Origin of the sequence: Roseivirga spongicola, from assembly GCF_034376045.1 — a bacterium.
In the GTDB taxonomy this organism is placed as follows: Bacteria; Bacteroidota; Bacteroidia; order Cytophagales; family Cyclobacteriaceae; genus Roseivirga; species Roseivirga spongicola.
The window spans coordinates 3,915,221-3,932,954 of sequence record NZ_CP139724.1; the positions used below are offsets into that span (position 1 = coordinate 3,915,221).

The 17,734-nt window shown below is 40.3% G+C and carries 12 protein-coding genes and 1 pseudogene; 5 read left to right on the plus strand and 8 right to left on the minus strand.

Annotation, left to right across the window (positions count from 1 at the left end; genetic code table 11):
- The first annotated feature begins 100 nt into the window (after positions 1-100).
- A complete protein-coding gene (locus T7867_RS17250) occupies positions 101-628 on the plus strand; it encodes a transposase (RefSeq protein WP_068221621.1) in 528 nt (175 codons plus the stop codon).
- A 162-nt stretch (positions 629-790) separates the two neighbouring features.
- Here T7867_RS17250 and T7867_RS17255 read toward each other — a convergent pair whose 3' ends face one another.
- The 4 genes and pseudogenes from T7867_RS17255 to T7867_RS17265 all read right to left on the minus strand — a co-directional run bounded on the left by T7867_RS17255 (position 791) and on the right by T7867_RS17265 (position 6,105).
- A complete protein-coding gene (locus T7867_RS17255; protein ID WP_322299601.1) occupies positions 791-3,166 on the minus strand; it encodes an ABC transporter permease in 2,376 nt (791 codons plus the stop codon).
- A gap of 45 nt (positions 3,167-3,211) precedes the next feature.
- A pseudogene (locus T7867_RS19715) lies at positions 3,212-3,400 on the minus strand (permease prefix domain 2-containing transporter); the annotation flags it as partial.
- Positions 3,401-3,406: 6 nt separating this feature from the next.
- On the minus strand, positions 3,407-3,736 hold the full coding sequence (locus tag T7867_RS17260) for a PadR family transcriptional regulator (protein ID WP_068221617.1): 330 nt from the start codon (positions 3,734-3,736) through the stop codon (positions 3,407-3,409).
- 161 nt (positions 3,737-3,897) lie between these two features.
- Entirely contained in the window at positions 3,898-6,105 is a 2,208-nt protein-coding gene (locus tag T7867_RS17265; RefSeq protein WP_322299602.1) for a T9SS type A sorting domain-containing protein, read from the minus strand.
- Between the two features lie 135 nt (positions 6,106-6,240).
- On the opposite strand from T7867_RS17265, the gene T7867_RS17270 reads away from it, so the two are divergent.
- Together T7867_RS17270 and T7867_RS17275 are read left to right on the plus strand one after the other, a co-directional pair.
- Positions 6,241-8,100 carry a cation:proton antiporter domain-containing protein gene (locus T7867_RS17270; RefSeq protein WP_322299603.1) on the plus strand — a complete coding sequence of 620 codons (1,860 nt, stop codon included), beginning with the start codon at positions 6,241-6,243 and terminating at the stop codon, positions 8,098-8,100.
- A gap of 2 nt (positions 8,101-8,102) precedes the next feature.
- A complete protein-coding gene (locus T7867_RS17275) occupies positions 8,103-8,534 on the plus strand; it encodes a DUF5946 family protein (protein ID WP_322299604.1) in 432 nt (143 codons plus the stop codon).
- A gap of 22 nt (positions 8,535-8,556) precedes the next feature.
- Here T7867_RS17275 and T7867_RS17280 read toward each other — a convergent pair whose 3' ends face one another.
- Together T7867_RS17280 and T7867_RS17285 are read right to left on the minus strand one after the other, a co-directional pair.
- The gene (locus T7867_RS17280; RefSeq protein ID WP_322299605.1) at positions 8,557-10,038 is read right to left on the minus strand and encodes a YfcC family protein; all 1,482 of its coding nucleotides are present in this window, start codon (positions 10,036-10,038) and stop codon (positions 8,557-8,559) included.
- Between the two features lie 272 nt (positions 10,039-10,310).
- On the minus strand, positions 10,311-11,579 hold the full coding sequence (locus tag T7867_RS17285; RefSeq protein WP_322299606.1) for a tetratricopeptide repeat protein: 1,269 nt from the start codon (positions 11,577-11,579) through the stop codon (positions 10,311-10,313).
- Positions 11,580-11,743: 164 nt separating this feature from the next.
- Between T7867_RS17285 and T7867_RS17290 the strand changes: the two genes are divergently transcribed.
- Positions 11,744-14,470 (plus strand): WD40/YVTN/BNR-like repeat-containing protein, encoded by a 2,727-nt coding sequence (locus tag T7867_RS17290; protein ID WP_245660236.1) that lies wholly within the window; start codon positions 11,744-11,746, stop codon positions 14,468-14,470.
- 51 nt (positions 14,471-14,521) lie between these two features.
- Here T7867_RS17290 and T7867_RS17295 read toward each other — a convergent pair whose 3' ends face one another.
- Together T7867_RS17295 and mpgS are read right to left on the minus strand one after the other, a co-directional pair.
- Positions 14,522-15,322 (minus strand): HAD-IIB family hydrolase, encoded by an 801-nt coding sequence (locus T7867_RS17295; protein ID WP_068221603.1) that lies wholly within the window; start codon positions 15,320-15,322, stop codon positions 14,522-14,524.
- Positions 15,319-16,626 (minus strand): mannosyl-3-phosphoglycerate synthase, encoded by a 1,308-nt coding sequence (mpgS, locus tag T7867_RS17300; RefSeq protein WP_068221601.1) that lies wholly within the window; start codon positions 16,624-16,626, stop codon positions 15,319-15,321. The genes T7867_RS17295 and mpgS overlap by 4 nt, the downstream gene beginning before the upstream one ends.
- Positions 16,627-16,858: 232 nt before the next feature.
- Here mpgS and T7867_RS17305 point away from each other — a divergent pair, with 232 nt between their 5' ends.
- Entirely contained in the window at positions 16,859-17,392 is a 534-nt protein-coding gene (locus tag T7867_RS17305) for a hypothetical protein (protein WP_068221599.1), read from the plus strand.
- Positions 17,393-17,734 lie beyond the last annotated feature (342 nt).

The window sequence follows — 17,734 nt, forward strand, 5'->3', positions numbered from 1 at the left end:
AATAAGTTCGCTTCTAAATGAAAAAGGCCATTTCCGAGCCCTCGTTGGTGTTGTCACCAACGAGCATCAAATTACTTCGGTTAATTTTCTATATTCATCAATGCACACACATCACATTCAATTCTTTACAGCTACTATTTATAAGTGGACTCCCATACTATTTGACGACAGATTTAAAGACATCATTACAGGCTCCCTAACCTATTTAGTAAGAGAAAAACGATGTGAAATTTATGGTTTTGTGATCATGCCAAACCATATTCACTTGATTTGGAAAATTGACCCTTCTCATCAACTGGAAGATGTTCAGAGAGATTTTCTCAAATATACAGGGCAACAATTCAGGTTTAAGCTTAAAGACTCCAATTCAGGGATGCTAGAAAAATTTGAAGTAAATCTCAAAGACAGAAAGCACCAGTTCTGGCAGAGAAATTCATTGTCTATTGACCTTTGGAGCAGGCAGGTTGTTGAACAAAAGCTAGACTATATTCACCATAACCCTGTTTCTGGAAAATGGAATCTCTCTGACGACTTCGTTCAGTATTATTATTCTTCTGCTTCATATTATGAGGATAACACCAACTACTTCCCTTTTCTCTCGCATTATATGGAGTGTTTTAATGGCTAAGTAGAGAGGCTTGTTGGTAGAAACATCAACAAGAGTAATAGTTGAGCAAGACTTTTTGGTGACAACACCAAAAAGGGCACAGTAAAAAGAACTCGAATAAGTTTGCTCCTAAATGAAAAAGGCCACTTCCGAGAAGCAGCCTTAATACACTAGGTTGGGATTTTACTGCTCTTTTAGACTCTTTACTGGGTTAACAGATGCTGCTTGATAAGATTTAGCAGCTACGGTAATTACACCAATTGCCAAAACAATTAAACCAGAAAGAGCGAATACTGCTGGGTTTAATGCTGTCCTGAACTCAAATTGATTTAACCAATCTTGCGTAAAGTAATATCCAAACGGAATCGCCAAAAGAAAGGCTATGAGAATTAGCTTCCCATAGTCTTTGGACAAGAGCATTAATACTTGTGCAATAGAAGCGCCATGCACCTTCCTCACCCCTATCTCCTTAGACCTTTGCTCGGCAGAATAAGAGGCTAAACCCAGCAAGCCAAGACTAGAGATGACTATAGAAACCATCGCGAAAATATTGGCCAATGTCTTCATAGTTCGTTCATTGGCATAACTTTCTGCATAAGCATGATCTATGAATTGATAGTCGAAGTCATGCTCTGGGTTAACTTGCTCTGTTACCTTTTGAATGGCAGCCAGTGCATCGGTTGTGTTTTCATCGGTACGAATAAGCACTAAAGAAGAGGCACTAGGATCTATACATGTTATAATCAATGGCGCAATTGGCTCGTATAAATCTCTCATGTGGAAGTTTTTCACCACCCCTACTATTTGCCCATCAATCCCCCAGAAGGATAGTTTTTTACCAATAGGATCATCAAAGCCCATCAGCTCTGCCGCCACTTCATTGATCAGAAAATTGGTAGAATCTTTTAATTGACTATCGAACCCTCTGCCTTGTAGCACTTCCATACCTGTTGCCGGCACAAAGTCTTCATCAGTCAGAATCACGTTTACTTCATAGCCCTCGTCTGGATTTTTACCCTCCCAATTGGCTGAACTTGTTGATCTCCCATAATTTAGTGGATTGCCAGAAGCGGCCGAAACACGAGTTACCTGAGGCAAGCGAAGCAACTCGCTTTTGTAAGTCTCCAACCTGCTTGCCAAATCTCCTTCAAGGCTTACAGCTAAAAGGTTGTCTTTATTCATCCCCAAATCTTTATTCAACACATAATCTATTTGCTGATAAATGACAGAAGTACCGATTATTAGTAGCGTAGAGATAGCAAACTGAAAAACCACTAACCCTTTCCTGAAGAAAACAGCAAAGCTAGACTGCTTTATTATGCCTCCTTTAATGGACTGAATAACATTGAAGGTTGGCAATAAAAGTGCAGGGTAAGCACCAGAGAGCGTTCCCACAACAAAGATTAGCCCTAGGATAAAGTACCAAGTAGTGCTTTGAGAAAAGTCTAATATGAGTGATTTATCTACAATTGTGTTGAACAAAGGAAGGACTAAAATAACTACTAGCACACTGACGGCTACAGCCACGGTGGTGAGCATAATAGCCTCTAAAAAGAATTGAACTCTTATAGACTTTTTAGCAGCTCCCATTACTTTGCGCAAACCAATCTCTTTAGATCTTCTGCTAGACCTGGCGGTAGTTAAGTTCATAAAATTGATGCTTGCTACCAGTAGTATGAAAACGGCTACAACCGACATAATCCTTACATAGTCAATTCTACCTCCAGCTACTACTCCATTTTCGAACTTTGAATAGAGATATGTATCAGTGAATTTTTGAATGATGAGTTCTTCATCTCCAGAGTTGGGGTTACCCTTAGTATGATCTTTAATCTCCATCAGAATTTTATCCGACACTGCTTGTACCTTGGTTTGGTCAGGAATAAGTAGGTAAGTTTCGAAAGCACCATTCCCCCAATCTTCTACCCAATCGTTAGCAGCATAGAATGCTTGGGCAGCAATAAGCCAATCAAAGTCTAGTGTAGACTTCTCATCAGTATCTTCAAAAACTCCGGTCACTTGAACATCGAATTGTTCTTCTACTTTTACTGTAGAGCCAACCGCTTCTGTTCTCCAATCTTCACCGAAATACTTCTCAGCAACCGATCTAGAGATTAGTATATGGTTAGGTTGGCTTAAAGCGCCTTCTTTATCGCCAATAACAAGAGGAAAAGAGAACATTTGCAGAAACTCAGGACTAGCAAAACGTCCCTCTTCCTCAATTGCTTCATTTTCTATCTTCAGATCCATGTTCATGAGCCAGCTCAATTGAGCCACTTGACTAACTTCTGAATACTCCTCAGCTACTAAATCTCCAACTGGTTTTGGAATAGAAGCAGTGGTGTTTACCATTCCACCAGACTGTTTCATGTTTCTGAAAACCTGATAAATCTGATCTCCCTTTTCATGGAATTTATTGACCTTAAGTTCATCGTTTACCCATAAAAGAATGAGCATGCATGATGCTATTCCTACAACTAAACCCAATAAGTTCAATGAGGTATAGCCCTTGTACCTCAGGGCATTTCTGAATGCAATTTTTAAATAATTACTAAGCATAACGTTGTTGTTTTGACCTTTGAATAAATTGATTTGCCTAATTATACCTGGGCGAAACAGCATGAATACATCTCTTGTAAAAAGCCATTTCGCTTTTGATTTATTTGTTGAAGAACGAAGCAAGAAAAGCTCGTTCAGATCTCCCTCCACATCCTCTAGAAGCTCGGGGCTACAGAACCAGCGAAGGAACCTAAGTGGTAATTTTGGTGGAGATATTTGAGTTTGACCGCTCATGACCTATTAAAAATCGAATGCAACTGAAGGAATGGCCTCCCAGAGCTTCTTACGTGTTTCCATCACTTGCTCTAAAGCTTTCTTTCCGTGAGGAGTCACTTTGTAAAAGCGCTTGCGCTTTCCGCCTCTTTCAGGTGTTGCATCTCCAAATTCGGATCTTAAAAAGCCCTTCTTTTCTAAGCGACTCAGCGCGGTTCGCATAGCCCCCACGCTTACCTTTCTGGCCAGTCTCTTTTCGATATCTTCTTTAATGGAAATTCCATAAGCGTTTTCGTAGAGTACTGCTACCGTAAGAAGCACCACCTCTTCAAACTCCCCTAGTGAACTTTTTCCCATAACTTTTTATTTAAGTCTTAAATGTAGCTAAAATATATAAAAGTCCTAATTGTATTTTTAATTACCCATACCATTGAAAGGTTCCATTTTCACTATAAAACAAAGCTTAGTTTAAATTCTAAAGGAAAGAAAGGCTAGAATGCAATTAGGTAATTACCTGATTATCTGATAATAAAACGAATAATTTCTCCCACAGCGCCATTATTTAACCTAAGCACATAAATGCCCGCTGCTAAACCTTCAGTTTCTAATTGAACCGAATTATTGCTGTTGGTAATATTTACATCTTCTACCACTCCACCATTAGCATCGATTAGAGTAAACTGCATTTCTTCAATATTCTCAAAAACCTGAATATTGAGCACTTCACCTCTAGCAACAGGGTTTGGTGCGGCAGTTACACTCAGTTTGCTCAGACCAAAACTATCGGGTACAGTTCCATTAAAGAACTTCTCAGCAAAAGCAAAGGCTTTAGTACCTACCTTGATCCCAATTTTTCTACCTGGAATATCATCTACTGGCGGATGTATTCCACCCCAAATTCTGGAGAGACTTGTCTGGTCTGAGGCATCTCGGTATGTAGCCCATTGCAGCTTTACATCTACTGATGGCCCTTCCTCAAACACCAAAAACTGATTTTTTCTGGCGATGAATTCTCCCATACCTCCCGGAAAAAATTCATCACCAGTAAACATGGTCAACACTTCTGCTGCTGCTCTAGAGAATGTGGAATGCCCAGAAACATAGCCGGCAAAAGGAGGTGTAACGAATGTTGGTCGCTGGTAGGGCCACCAATCTTCAGCAAGGATCCACCCTACTCCAGCTTGAGTATTAGTCGGATCGCTGATATAACCTGGGCCTCTCCAAGCCTTCAACTTAATCTTATCTACAGCAGTATTATTTGTTCTAGCTAGGGCATCTCCAGGCAATACCACCTCTACATATTCTGGTTCTAAACCAAATGACCTTTCATCATAGTTAGGAAAGCTCGGGCTCACTGCCTGACCCAAGTCTGCCACACCCCTAATGGCTGAAATTGGTCTTATATAGTCATAGAACCCTTTAATACTCCAAGCTGATATGGAGGCATCGTGCATGGCGCCACCCAACATAAAGTAAGACTTTACATCCCATTCCAAATCATTTAAGACTTCTCCTTCTCCCTTAAACTTCTTCACCAACTGCGGATGATCCGAAACGTAATTTAGAATTGTAAACCAATGGCCTGGCGGTGTTTCGGAGTCGGGACCATCTGCCCAAAACTCAGCCAAAACTCGCGTATAGTCTCCTCTTGGTACTATATTAGGTTCGTAAGGCAATCCGGTTGAAGGGTTAAGCTCATGCCCTCTACTTCCATCACCACCTTCTAATCTTTTGTAATAATTCGGGTATTCACTCCAATTATTAGGCAATGCTGAACTATTACCAATAGAGGCAGGAGAAATATCCCACATTACATTATCCCACGGAGACAAATGTGCACTCCAAATGGAAACCATCTCAAAATTCCACTTATAGAATTCATGGCCTCCATTCTCAAAATCGTCAAACCTAGGTGGCGCACCTGGATCGTTATATACCCAAAACGAACTTCCATCTCTTTTCTTTTTCACCCTATCTTTAGCCGTAAGAGCAAAAGGATAAACATTTCCCCACTCAGGACTTAGAAAGGGCTGCATTTCTCCGCTTTCGAACCCACTTTGACCTACAAAGACTTCTAATTCTATTTGTTGCCATCTGTTGAGGTCAGTTATCCTAGGGTTTCCGGGTAGTTGGGGTGCAATAGGCTGATTAACTGGTTGGTAGAACTTGTTTGCGTAACTATCTAACTCATTAGAACCATCTTTCCATCCATAGTCTATTAAACATTGACCTATAAAATTGCCCAGTGCCCATGATTCGCCATTTGACATGTCTCGAAGATTCGTAGGGCCTCTAAACTCGAGGTCTTCCATTAATCTTCTATACCTGAACGAGAGATTAGCATAGCGTTCGGCTTTTTGAAACCTCTTATCTAAAATGGTGTATGCAGCATGGCTGATTACTTCATCTAGATTGGCTCGTGATTTATCAAAAGCTTTCAAAGACTCAGTATCACATGTAAAACCGTTGACAGTTTTACCGAGCAAATATGGTTCGGCAGTATCATCGAAAAAAGCCCAGGCATCATACATGGCAGCCGAAAGATGAAATAGATTTCTGGCGTGAACAGTTGGTCTGGCTAAATCATTTCTGATGGAATGCAGCAGTTCTTCCATCCACTTACGGGCAACTGTATGATCTTGAGCGTTTAATGGAGCATTAAAGCTTAGCAGGCAAATACCCACAATACAAAAAAGTCTACAAATGCTCCTGAAAAACAGCCTCATATCAACTTCAAATAAAGCGATTCAAAGGAACTCAAGCAATGAAATGCGTATTCTTGATGAATAAGAATTTACCAGTGGACATTTCGTTTTAATTCTTTAGTATTATTTTAGGCGCAATCCACTTGAACTTTTTCAATGCACGAACTCGACTACTATCCTTTACTCCTCATCTTTGCCATAGCATGGGCTGTGCCTTTAATCCTTTCTTGGTTTGAAATAGGCAAGGTACCTTCCGTTATTGTCGAGATTATTTTAGGGGTAGTTATTGGCCCTTTTGTTTTAGATCTTGTACATGAAACCCCGTATATGGAGTTTCTCTCCTATACTGGTTTTCTCTTTTTAATATTCCTAGTTGGTCTAGAAATAGATGTAAACAAAATTATCAATTCACTTAGCTCCTTAAGGTTTAAGGCATCATCTATTCTTACTAATACTTTTATGTTGGCCATGGGAATTTACCTTGGCACTCTTCTGCTTTCCTTGCCCGCCCTCTGGCTTATCAGTCAGTTTCATGAGCTAAATGTGATCTACTATGCCTTGCTTTTCCCTACTGTAGGCATTAGCATCACTGTGCCAATACTTAAGGCTAGTGGAGAAATTAAACGCAAGTTTGGTCAGATTTTGTTAATGCAAGGAAGCATTGCCAACCTGCTCAGTATATTACTTATTTCAATTTACTCGGGCTACGTTAAAAATGGATTAGACATTGAGCTCTTGCTCTTTAATTTGCTATTTATAGCCTTCTTGGTTTTTCATGCTATAGGCAAAAAACTCAACAGAGTAAGGACCTTCCAAAAAGTGATTTACCGATTAGAGCATGCTGCCAACCAGATTAAAGTAAGAGGTGCTGTAGCACTATTCTTTGCGTTTGTGGTGATTGCCTCGGCTGTTGAAACGGAACCCATTTTAGGGGCATTCTTTGCAGGCTTGTTACTTAGCCTCTTCATAACCAAAGACCGTTCTGCCCTTCTGTTTAAACTAGACGGAATGGGCTATGGATTCTTTATTCCCATTTTCTTCATTAGTGTAGGAATAAATCTCGATGTTTCGAGCCTTTATAATATTGGCGAATCTTACGGCTTTATTCTGCTTTTAGTAGCGGCATTCTTTATTACTCAAACAATTCCGGCCCTGAGTTTGGTCCGCTTGTTTGGATTTAAAAAGGCCTTTGCTGGAGGAAATCTACTCTCTGCCAGATTGGGAGAAACTGTAGCTGGCGCCCAAATTGGCTTGTCATTAGGAGTACTCACGGAGTCAGAAAACGCAGCCCTTGTAACCGCTTCAATCATTACTTGTCTCCTAGCCCCAATGATTTACAATTCATTGAATAAGAAAGATGAAGAGCACAAAAAGGTGTTAGTCATTGGCGGAAGCCGAGCGAGTTTATTACTAGCGGAGCGCTTCAAATTGCACGACATTTCTTTTATGACTTACCTTCAGCGGGAGGAGATTATTCAACAGTTTGACCAAAAGAGTTTACCGTTTGAAAAGACCAAACTCACCCCTGAGCTACTCAAAAACCTTAATATTCTGAGTGGTGACTTGGTAGTGGTGCTCACAGAGTCTAACTTCTTGAACCAACAACTTACGGCTTACTTAAAGAATGAGTTGAGGCACAGTAAAATCATCACCCGAAGGCAGTCGGTAACACACGACTTGGTTGACAATAATTTCGAAGGAATTAAGACTGTAGACCATGAAGAGCTTTTAGCAGGCCACATTGAAGACATGGTACTTAGACCTAATGCCATCGACTCACTTTCCACTAGCTTCGATGTCTATAGAATTGAAGAAATTAGCATTAGCAATAAGCAGATTAACCGAAAACTGGTTAAAGAAGTTGCCTTCCCACAAACCGGATCCTTGGTAATTCAGAAACGTGGTGGAGAAGTCTTCATTCCTCATGGTAACACTCACCTACTGATTGGCGACCAAATTACGGTAATTGGAAACGGTGCTGCACTAGCAGAGTTCAGACGAATTCTGGAGGGATAAAAATGGAAATCAAGACTGAACTTCAGCTATTTCATGAGCTTTCATTCTATAGCTTGGCCCATCCAAATAAGGAATACTTTATACACCAGCATGTTGTAGACGCCTATGCAGTGCAATACCTAAATCCAGAGACTAAAATTATTAAATCAGTTTATGGGCTCTTAGGCTTATGCTTGTTTCTAGAATATGACTTTACAGGCAAAGAAGTTCAGAATGTACATGTAAGTCTATCTTCCGATAAATCTGATTGGCCAAAAATTCAGTATGCCGTAGAACCTATAGACTTTTCAATCCAGTCAATTATGAATGCTTCGGAAGGAAGTGAGAGAGACCAAAAGATTAGGGAATGGTGTGAAGAAGTTTGGAAAGCACACAAGATCAATCAACAGCCAATCAGAGAGTGGCTTAAAAAAAGGAAGGTAATATTTTCCTAACCCCTTATTCTCTCTAAAAGAATCACAGCAAATACCCCAGAATTAGCACAATAGCACCTAAAGGTGCCAGCATATAAAGCAACTTTAGGTTGAATTTCACCCATACATTATAGGGTACGTTTACCATAGCAAGAGATGGCAAGACTAAACCCGAAGGGGTGAAAAGCTGCATCATGCCAAAGCCGAACAGATAGGCATTGACAATTTCTTCGGATGGCACACCAACTACATTCCCCAGGGCACCCATAATTGGCATACTCACCAAGGCTAATCCAGAAGATGAGCTGATAAAGAAGGCCAAAACAAAGAACACTATCATCAATACAGGCAAAAACACCAAGGGGGAAGTACTGCTTACCAAGTCGCTTGCTTCATTGAGCAGTGTTCCAGAAATCATTCCTTCATTCATCATAATGGTAATACCTCGGGCAATACCGATGATGAGCGCTACTCCTAACAGGTCTTTGGCGCCATCTATAAAAGCCTCCACAAATTTAGCTTCGGAAGTTCTTTGCAATAGGCCAATGATCAAGGCTGCAGCCAAGAACAAAGCTGTCATTTCTTCTAGCCACCAACCCAAAACAGCTACTCCGTAAACCATCACAATAAAGGACAACGCAAACAACGTCAATAACACCCAAGTAAGAGGAGTCATAGCTCCAGGATCAGTCACCTGCTTTTTAGCAAAAGGGTTTTTAATATCCAGACCGTGGAGCAGAGATTTGGTAGGGTCAGCTTTTACTCTTTCGGCATAACGAACCACGTAAGTAATGGCCACTACACCTGTAAGAACCATCATGATCAAGCGACTGTAGAGCCCTAAAGTCCAGCTTACTCCTGCAGCATCTGAGGCTATAATTGTACTAAACGGATTCACCGTAGCTCCTATTAGCCCGATACAGGAACCAATGTAAATAGCAGCAACAGGCACTAATAAATCGTATCCAGCAGCAATGAATATGGGAACCAATATGGGATAAAAAGCGATGGTCTCTTCTTGCATACCAAAGGTTGTTCCTCCCAAGGCGATGAGCGTCATAGTGATGATGATGAGCCACTTTTCTCGCCCTTCTAGCTTTTCAGAAATAAAGCCAACACCTCGCTCTAAAGCTCCTGAAAGTTGAAAAACACCTATGAACCCTCCAATAATAATGACTAAGAGAATGATATCTATGGAATCGTAAATACCCTTGATTGGCGCGAATAGGATAGCTTTAAGCCCTTGAGGATTAGCGTCAACTTGTTCATAAGTATTGGGGATTGAAACTGGCTTTTTGATCTTGCCTTCCTCAAACTTGCTCAACTCCATTTGCAAACCCAAACTGTCCAAGGTAGCCTGAGTCCCAGGTAAAGTAGCCGACTTGCTCCCCTCAACCAAAAACTGCCCATCGGTATAAGTTAGTAGATCATAGCTTCCTGCGGGCAATAACCAGGTAGCTAAAGCCGAGATGATAATAATGATATACAGAGTGGTATAGGCCGAAGGAAATTTGAACTTGCGCATTCTCAGAAGTTAAAAAATGAAAGATAGGGAAAAAGCGGGAAGCAGACAGAAGTCGGAAGTCGGGAGTTAGGAGACGGAAGTAGAGAGCTTTAAGCTGAAAAGGAGTCGAGAGCAGGAGGAAGTGCAGCTTGTTGTTAAAGTCTTAGAGTGAGGAGATGGAAGTCGGAAGTCGGGACAGAAGGCTAAAGCTGACAGCTGGGCATGGGTATGACATGAGAAAATCAAAAAATCTCTACTGCATTAACCTATTAATTTACCAGGCCTTCCCCATGTTAATCTAGTTTAATCCTTCTTATTTCTATGGCCTTGGCTTGGCTGGCATTAAAGTTTCCTGATTCATCATAAGCGCCCCATGGACTATTAGCTAAGTAGTAAAAGTAACCATCTTTAACCTGACCTAATGTTGGCTCCCCCAAGCTCTCTCCTCCTCTATTGATCACCCTTTCTACGTCTATAAAATCACCACGCTCATTCAAGAAATACTGCATCACTCGGTAAGGCTTAGTTCCATTATGGATGGCTATTAAGGTGTTATTGTAAAAATATAGACCATCAATCCCTTTCAGCAGAGAAGATGAAGGAGCATATACTTTCTCAATATCGTCTTCATTATCCATATTAATTCGGTAAATACCACTGACATAATCAGCGAAATAGAGGTAGTTTTCACTATCGTTCAATGTTAGACCCTGTAGGTTGAAATGACTCCCATCTAAATCGAAGTACTTTCTAGCGAATGGGCCAAAATATTGAGCAGTATCGGTTACGTTTCTTACCAAGTAAGGCTTAGAACTATTACTATACCAAATTCTTTGCTCTTTATCGAGAACCAAATCTCCAATGACTGATCCATCATTAAATTCAACTCCTTGTAATATCTGAGCTTCAGAAACATCAACCTGTAGGATCATAGATTTACCTTGATCATCGGAACTAAAATCCTTCATTTGTGACAATGCCGAAGAAGCTACCCATAGATGGTTCGTTTCTTCATTATACTTCATACCCATTACTCCGTAGGGCACTTCTAACCAGTCAGAAACGAGTCCGTTCGTATCTACCTTTACAATTTTTCTTTCCCTTATACTTCCAAGCAGCATCTCTCCACTATCCATCAAAACAAAACTTTCTGGATGTATTTCAGCTGCATTAATTACCCTAAATAATTCATCGTGAACCTCAGTACTCCCCAATTCTTCTTGAAGCTCTATTAAATCTTGATAGTTCTTATGCCTTTTTAGACTTTCAAAATCAGGGTTATTCTGAAAATCAAAAGTAGCATCCATCAACACCATCTGCTTCAACGTTTGAATGGCTCTAATTTTACGCCCTGTCAATGCCCAGGCAGCCGCCAACTTCGGAACTATACCAGGATGGTTAGGCCTTAATTCATCAGCTTGCCTAATGTTCTCTAAAAATGAATCGTAATCTCGAGCTTCATAGGCTTCTACAGCAGCTTTGTACACTTCTTGTAAGTCCTCTTGTGCATTAACTGATAAAAAGCCACCAAAAAAACACAGTACTAACAGAAACTTCTTCATAAATAACCTATTAACGAATACACAAATCTAACACCTCATCAGAACGAAGCCCCTAAACATAACGCTTCCTTTAGCTCCAAATAAATAGCCACTGGTGTAAATGGAGAAACTGACCTTTGTACTAGATGTATTTTGAATTAATTTAAACGCTTTAACCTTAAAATATGATGAATCTTACTGTAAAAACATTCAGATCATTGATTGCGGTGAGTCTTTTGACTCTGATATCCGTACCCGAATCAATGGCTCAAAAAATACCTGATCAGGTAGTAAAATCGATCGAATTCAGAGAGATTGGCCCTACTCGTCAGGGAGGTAGATACGTTGATTTTGCGGTGATGGAAAAATCACCTAAAGTAATCTACGCAGCTACGGCATCTGGTGGCCTTTTAAAGTCTACTAATAACGGACAGTCTTGGAAATTTCAATTCGACCAAGAAAGCGTAGCATCTATTGGTGCTGTGGCACTAGATCAAAAAGACACTAGTGTTGTATGGGTAGGAACAGGAGAAGCCAATAACTCGAGAAGCTCATACTGGGGTAATGGCGTTTACAAGTCTACCGATGGTGGTGAGACTTGGAAAAACATGGGACTTCCAGAATCTCATCATATTGGCAGAATTCTTATCGACCCGAATAATTCAAATGTAGTATATGTAGCTGCTTTGGGTAAGCTTTATTCGGAGAATCCAGAAAGAGGTTTATACAAAACTACTAATGGTGGAAAAAGCTGGACCAAGGTGCTTGAAGTTAAAAGAGCTGATGGCAAATACATTGGCGTGGTAGATGTGGCCATGAGCCCGGACGACCCTAACACACTAATTGCAGCAGCTTATGACAAAATTAGAAGACCATGGACTTTCAACGAAGGTGGTGAAGGTAGTGGCATCTACAAATCTACCGATGGTGGTAAAAACTGGAAGAAGTTGAGCAATGGTCTTCCAGGTGGATTCTTAGGGAGAATTGGAGTAGCCTACGCTCCTGGAAACTCTAAAGTTGTATATGCTAACGTTGAGAATGTAAACGTTGAAGGCATGTCTGATGCAGAGAGAAGAAACATGCTAGAAGTTGGTATTCCTTTGGGAAGAAGACAATCTGTAGTTGGAACTGAAATGTACCGCTCTGATGATGGTGGCGAAAGCTGGAGAAAGATTAGCCCTGATGGCGAAGATATTGGTGGTTATCCTTCTTACTACTATCAGCAAGTTAGAGTAGACCCTAATGATGAAGATCATGTTTACGTTTTAGGTATTCAGGTTTGGGAAACTAAAAACGGTGGAAAAACTTGGGGTACTCCTTTCAGGTTTGGTGGAGACAACCACGCCATGTGGATTGACCCAGCCGACTCTAAACACATGCTTTTAGGTTATGACCACGGTATGGGAATTACCTATGATGCCGGTGCTACATGGTACCACCCAGATGAAATTTCTTTGGCTCAATTCTATGCTGTAGATGTAGATATGGCTTATCCATACAATGTATATGGTGGTTTACAAGACAATGGTTCTGTTAGAGGACCAAGTACTTCTAAAGATGGCAGATCTATTCCGTTCGAAGCATGGCAAAGAACTGGCGGTGGAGATGGTATGTACAACGTTATCGACAGAAGCAACAACCGTTACTTATACAACGAATCTCAGTTTGGCCCACTTCAAAGACTTGATTTGGAAACTGGCGAATCATCAGGCATAAGATATACTGGCGACAGAAGCATGAGATGGAACTGGAACGCTCCAATTGTAGTATCTCAGCATAATCCAGATGTAATTTACCATGCAGGAAACAAAGTATTGAGATCTAACTTCAGAGGTGAGAACTGGACAGAAATAAGCGGTGACCTTACCGATAACGATGAAGTTAAAGCCAACGGAACAGGAAACATTCAGTATGGAACAATTACTACTTTAGAAGAGTCTCCAATTGACCCTAACGAGCTTTGGGTTGGTACAGATGATGGCAATGTGCATGTAACTACCGATGGTGGTAAGAATTGGACTAACCTGAATGCAAATATTCCGAACAACCCAAGATATTGGGTAACTAGAGTTGAAGCCTCTGCTCACGTACCTGGTACTGCTTATGTTTCTTTCAATGGTATGAGAAGGGATGACTTTACTTCTTACCTATACAAAACCACCGACTGGGGTAAAACTTGGACTTCTATTGCTAACGGTATAGAGCCAGCTGGTGTAAACGTAATCAGAGAAGACCACAACAACCCTAACCTACTATTTGCAGGTACTGAGCTTGGCGTATTCGCAAGTATTGACGGTGGTAAAAACTGGACTAAGTTCATGAACGGAATGCCAACAAACCCTGCTTATGACATGGTTATTCACCCGAGAGAAAACGAATTGGTAGTTGCTACTCACGGTAGAGGTATATTTATTGCTGACATTGCCCCTCTACAGGGAATGAATGCTCAGACACTTACTTCAGATGTAACCCTATTCGATATTGTTCCTGCGGTTCAATACGTAAGCGGTTTAAGCAACGTAACTGCTTACACCAACTTTAATGGAGAAAGCAGACAACCGGGAAGTCACATACATTTCTACACCAAATCTGCAGGTAAGGCTACACTTAAAATCTACAGAGGTTCTAAGGAAATCTACAAAACTGAAGTAGATACCAAAGCTGGTTTAAATACTTACAATTGGAGATTTGTAGAAATTACTGGTGAACGCTCACAAGATGATCTTAACTCTATGGCCGACAGATTTAGAAGGTTTGGTATGAGCGAGGAGCAAGTGCAGAACAGAGTTGCTCAAATGAAATATACTACTAGAGGCATTGGCCCTGGCACCTACAAGGTAGTAGTAGAAATGAACGGCAAGAGCGACAGTAATGAAGCAATTGTATTGAAAGATCACTGGAATGGTAAGTAACCATCAATAAAAGCTCATTGAAAAGGCCGCTGGAAACAGTGGCCTTTTTACTTATGACTCTAGCAAAATTCTAGACACCTTATTCCATCCTGCTGGCCCAATGCCCTGAACGTTTTTAATAGTCACATCACCTAATTCCGCCCATTGACTCCCTGGCCGTTGCACCAAGTAAGGATCGTCTACCGTTTGAAGCATTTCAAAGTCATTGACACTATCTCCCACACCATAACTTTTCACTTCTCCCCATTCATTTTCATAAAGCGCCAAAAGTATATCAACTGCCTTACCTTTATCTGCATTGCTAGAAATGATTGTCTGAAACTTACTTCCCGGAATACTTTTGAGCTTGTTATGACTTAGAAAGTCCAAAAACCCATCGTTTACATCACCTTTTAATATGGTTTCCGAAAACTCTCTTTGCATAGCCCTTCGGCTAGACCTAAGATCTAAGCCAGTATACATTGAAACATCTTCAGCCGATAAATCGAAATAGCAGGTAAATGAAAGACCTAAGTATGTTCTGGCCTGATGAATAATATCTCTAATAAAGCCCACTGGCTTACCTATGGTAATCACCTCAAAATCATCGATTACATAAGAATTAAAAGGTATTTTCTTGCTGAAATAGCCTCTTGGAATAAATATGGCCGATCCATTTTCTACTATAAAAGGATCTTCTATACCCAGTGCACCTCTGTAAAACTCCTGCTCTACCCTAGACTTTGAGCTACAAAAAACAATTGGAACTCCTTCCTCTTTCAGCTCATTGACTGATGCTTCAGACTGAGCAAATGAGTAGCTCTTCAAATCCAAGAGCGTTCCATCCAAGTCGCTTAAAAGTACTTTTCTCATTTTATTTCTAGTTGTTCATGGGGGTCTGGTAAATGATCTTTCGATTTCACAGTTTCTCTCGCCAATTTCTTTTTTCCATTCTTGTGCTTATACTTCGATAAATCTGCCTTGAGGAATTCGGCAAATGAAGCTTTGGCTAAAGCCTGTTTAAATTTGAGCATATTTACTTTGGTTAATGCTGGGTAATAGCGCACTGTTTCAGGCATCTCTTCCCCTTCCTTTAGTAAACCTCTATTATATAAATCTATCAGTATTTCTTGCTTCAGATGATCTGGGCAGAGAGGAGATCTATAGATTACCTCCATCGCTTCACGGCTCATCGATTTCACATGCTCATCACCCTTTACCTCATGTAGATGAGGGTTTCTACTTTCTATTTGAAAAAACTGAATACCTTGCTTCATTACATCGGCACTTGGTGAATCAATAACACCTCCAAAACGCTCCAATACATTGATGTAATGGTATGGCTCAATAGAATAGCCAGAAGAATAATCTATATTCAATGCCAAATCCATGCTCATGGCATGTTCACCGGCATTTCCAGTTTTAATTATTTCCGTACCGTAGCCAGTATAGCTACTCATAAGCATGTTCAACACTTTGTTGGTGTGTTCCGAGGCCCTTCCTCTTTTAGCAAAAAACAGGCTCGACTCCACAATTTTAGGCTTGCTATGCCAAGCTATCCGAACCATAGAATAGTCTGATTTAGCACTATACAAAGCAGCACTATACTCTTGAACATACTCATATACAGCGCCAGGGAAGTAGTTATCTGAATCGATAAAACCGATGTATTTTTTACCACACAAATACGCCAGAATAGTGCTAAGGATCATACCCTCGGCTTTACCACTTCTCACCTCCCCTTTATCATCTAGAATGTATTCATAGCCTGCATCTTTACAGGCTTGCGCTAATAAGGGGTCTTTCTGATGGGCGATAAAAATATCTTTCTTCATGAACTTACTCATATGATTGAGTGCGTCCATTTCAATTTTATACCTATCCACAGGTTCTCTCTTGCTATTAGAAACCAAAATCACAAGGCACTCATGCGGAATACCAGCCAAAACACCTTCTAGCAGTTTAATCTTTTCGTCCTTAATAGGCACCACAATGGCCATCTGCTCTTGAATGTCTTGGAGCGACTCGTATGAGATTCGAGTTATTACCCTTCTTTCCTTTTCTTTGGGTTCAAGCTCCTTAAGCTTAAGTCCTGCATCTAACTCCCAAACCTTTTGGACATCGTGAATCTGAACTGGGCCGAACCTTTCTACTTCTCTAGGTATTTCAATACGCATATCTAAAAATACCTTAATTGAAGTTCAATTTTTAACCAAAATCAACACAACTAATACAATCGGTTGCATTATGACCTTTAATATCAACCAATCCGATGCTAAAACACACAATATAGCCATCCTAAAAAGAATCAGTCATCCAGTATAATTCAGGTTTTAGGAATCTTTAACCGAATGAATGACTGATTTAGAAACAGAATTTATTTATTTCGTGCCCTTAAATAATTGTCGAATGAGCGGTAAGAATATTCTATTAGGCCTGATTTTATTAGTAGCGGTGTGTTCATGTAAGAAAGAACAAGTGCCAATTCAAGACGACTACTACTTTTCTTTCGATGTTAAAATCAGCAACAAAATAACTGAACCGACTATTATTAATGGCTACTATGGCCACGTACTAGAATACAATGGCAATTTTATGCCCTCTACCGATGGTGAAACAAAAAAGCCAGATACAGTTAGAAACGAACTTTATTTATACGAGAGTTCTTACTTAGAGCAAATTCAGGAAGCGAAAGTTCAAAAAGACGGCACGGACTTCTACGATTTAAAGAAGCTTGAAAAGAATGACATTAAGCCTAAGTTTATAGTAAGGCCAAATAAAAGCGGATTCTATCAAATAGACACCAATCAGAATGAGTACTTATTGCTGATAGAAGCGCGAAAAAACCTCGGCTACTACAATGGAGGTCCATTAAAGGTTGGCGGCAATTCTAATCAACTCAGATTGATGAACATGAAGATTGACTATAACGCTACTTTTTAAATAACCACTACGGGCTGAAAGCACCATAGTTTTAGAAGCAACTGAAAGTCGCTTTGAATGACCGACTTAGAAAATGTACGTCCTGAAAGTTTTCAGGATTAGATTTACGATTGACGTCAATCAAACCCCGAGCATTATCGGGGCGTACATCTTAAATTCCAGGATGCTTTATAGAAGCTGAAACAAATTCACTAAAGCGCATAGTCCTAACTCCTTTTGTGACCAATAAAGATTAAGGGAAGCACCAAGCCCTCATCCTATTTCATTTAGTACTCTGTAATACTGTAATTGAAGCAAACTCTTGTTTTACCAGTAAATAGAATCGAAAACTTAAAACTATAT

What these genes read in the sequence shown, in the direction of transcription:
- mpgS (WP_068221601.1), bottom strand. Translation starts at nt 16,626, where the DNA reads ATGCGTATTGAAATACCTAGAGAAGTAGAAAGGTTCGGCCCAGTTCAG.
- T7867_RS17270 (WP_322299603.1), top strand. Translation starts at nt 6,241, where the DNA reads ATGCACGAACTCGACTACTATCCTTTACTCCTCATCTTTGCCATAGCA.
- T7867_RS17290 (WP_245660236.1), top strand. Translation starts at nt 11,744, where the DNA reads ATGATGAATCTTACTGTAAAAACATTCAGATCATTGATTGCGGTGAGT.
- T7867_RS17280 (WP_322299605.1), bottom strand. Translation starts at nt 10,038, where the DNA reads ATGCGCAAGTTCAAATTTCCTTCGGCCTATACCACTCTGTATATCATT.
- T7867_RS17285 (WP_322299606.1), bottom strand. Translation starts at nt 11,579, where the DNA reads ATGAAGAAGTTTCTGTTAGTACTGTGTTTTTTTGGTGGCTTTTTATCA.
- T7867_RS17295 (WP_068221603.1), bottom strand. Translation starts at nt 15,322, where the DNA reads ATGAGAAAAGTACTTTTAAGCGACTTGGATGGAACGCTCTTGGATTTG.
- T7867_RS17250 (WP_068221621.1), top strand. Translation starts at nt 101, where the DNA reads ATGCACACACATCACATTCAATTCTTTACAGCTACTATTTATAAGTGG.
- T7867_RS17265 (WP_322299602.1), bottom strand. Translation starts at nt 6,105, where the DNA reads ATGAGGCTGTTTTTCAGGAGCATTTGTAGACTTTTTTGTATTGTGGGT.
- T7867_RS17275 (WP_322299604.1), top strand. Translation starts at nt 8,103, where the DNA reads ATGGAAATCAAGACTGAACTTCAGCTATTTCATGAGCTTTCATTCTAT.
- T7867_RS17260 (WP_068221617.1), bottom strand. Translation starts at nt 3,736, where the DNA reads ATGGGAAAAAGTTCACTAGGGGAGTTTGAAGAGGTGGTGCTTCTTACG.
- T7867_RS17255 (WP_322299601.1), bottom strand. Translation starts at nt 3,166, where the DNA reads ATGCTTAGTAATTATTTAAAAATTGCATTCAGAAATGCCCTGAGGTAC.
- T7867_RS17305 (WP_068221599.1), top strand. Translation starts at nt 16,859, where the DNA reads ATGAGCGGTAAGAATATTCTATTAGGCCTGATTTTATTAGTAGCGGTG.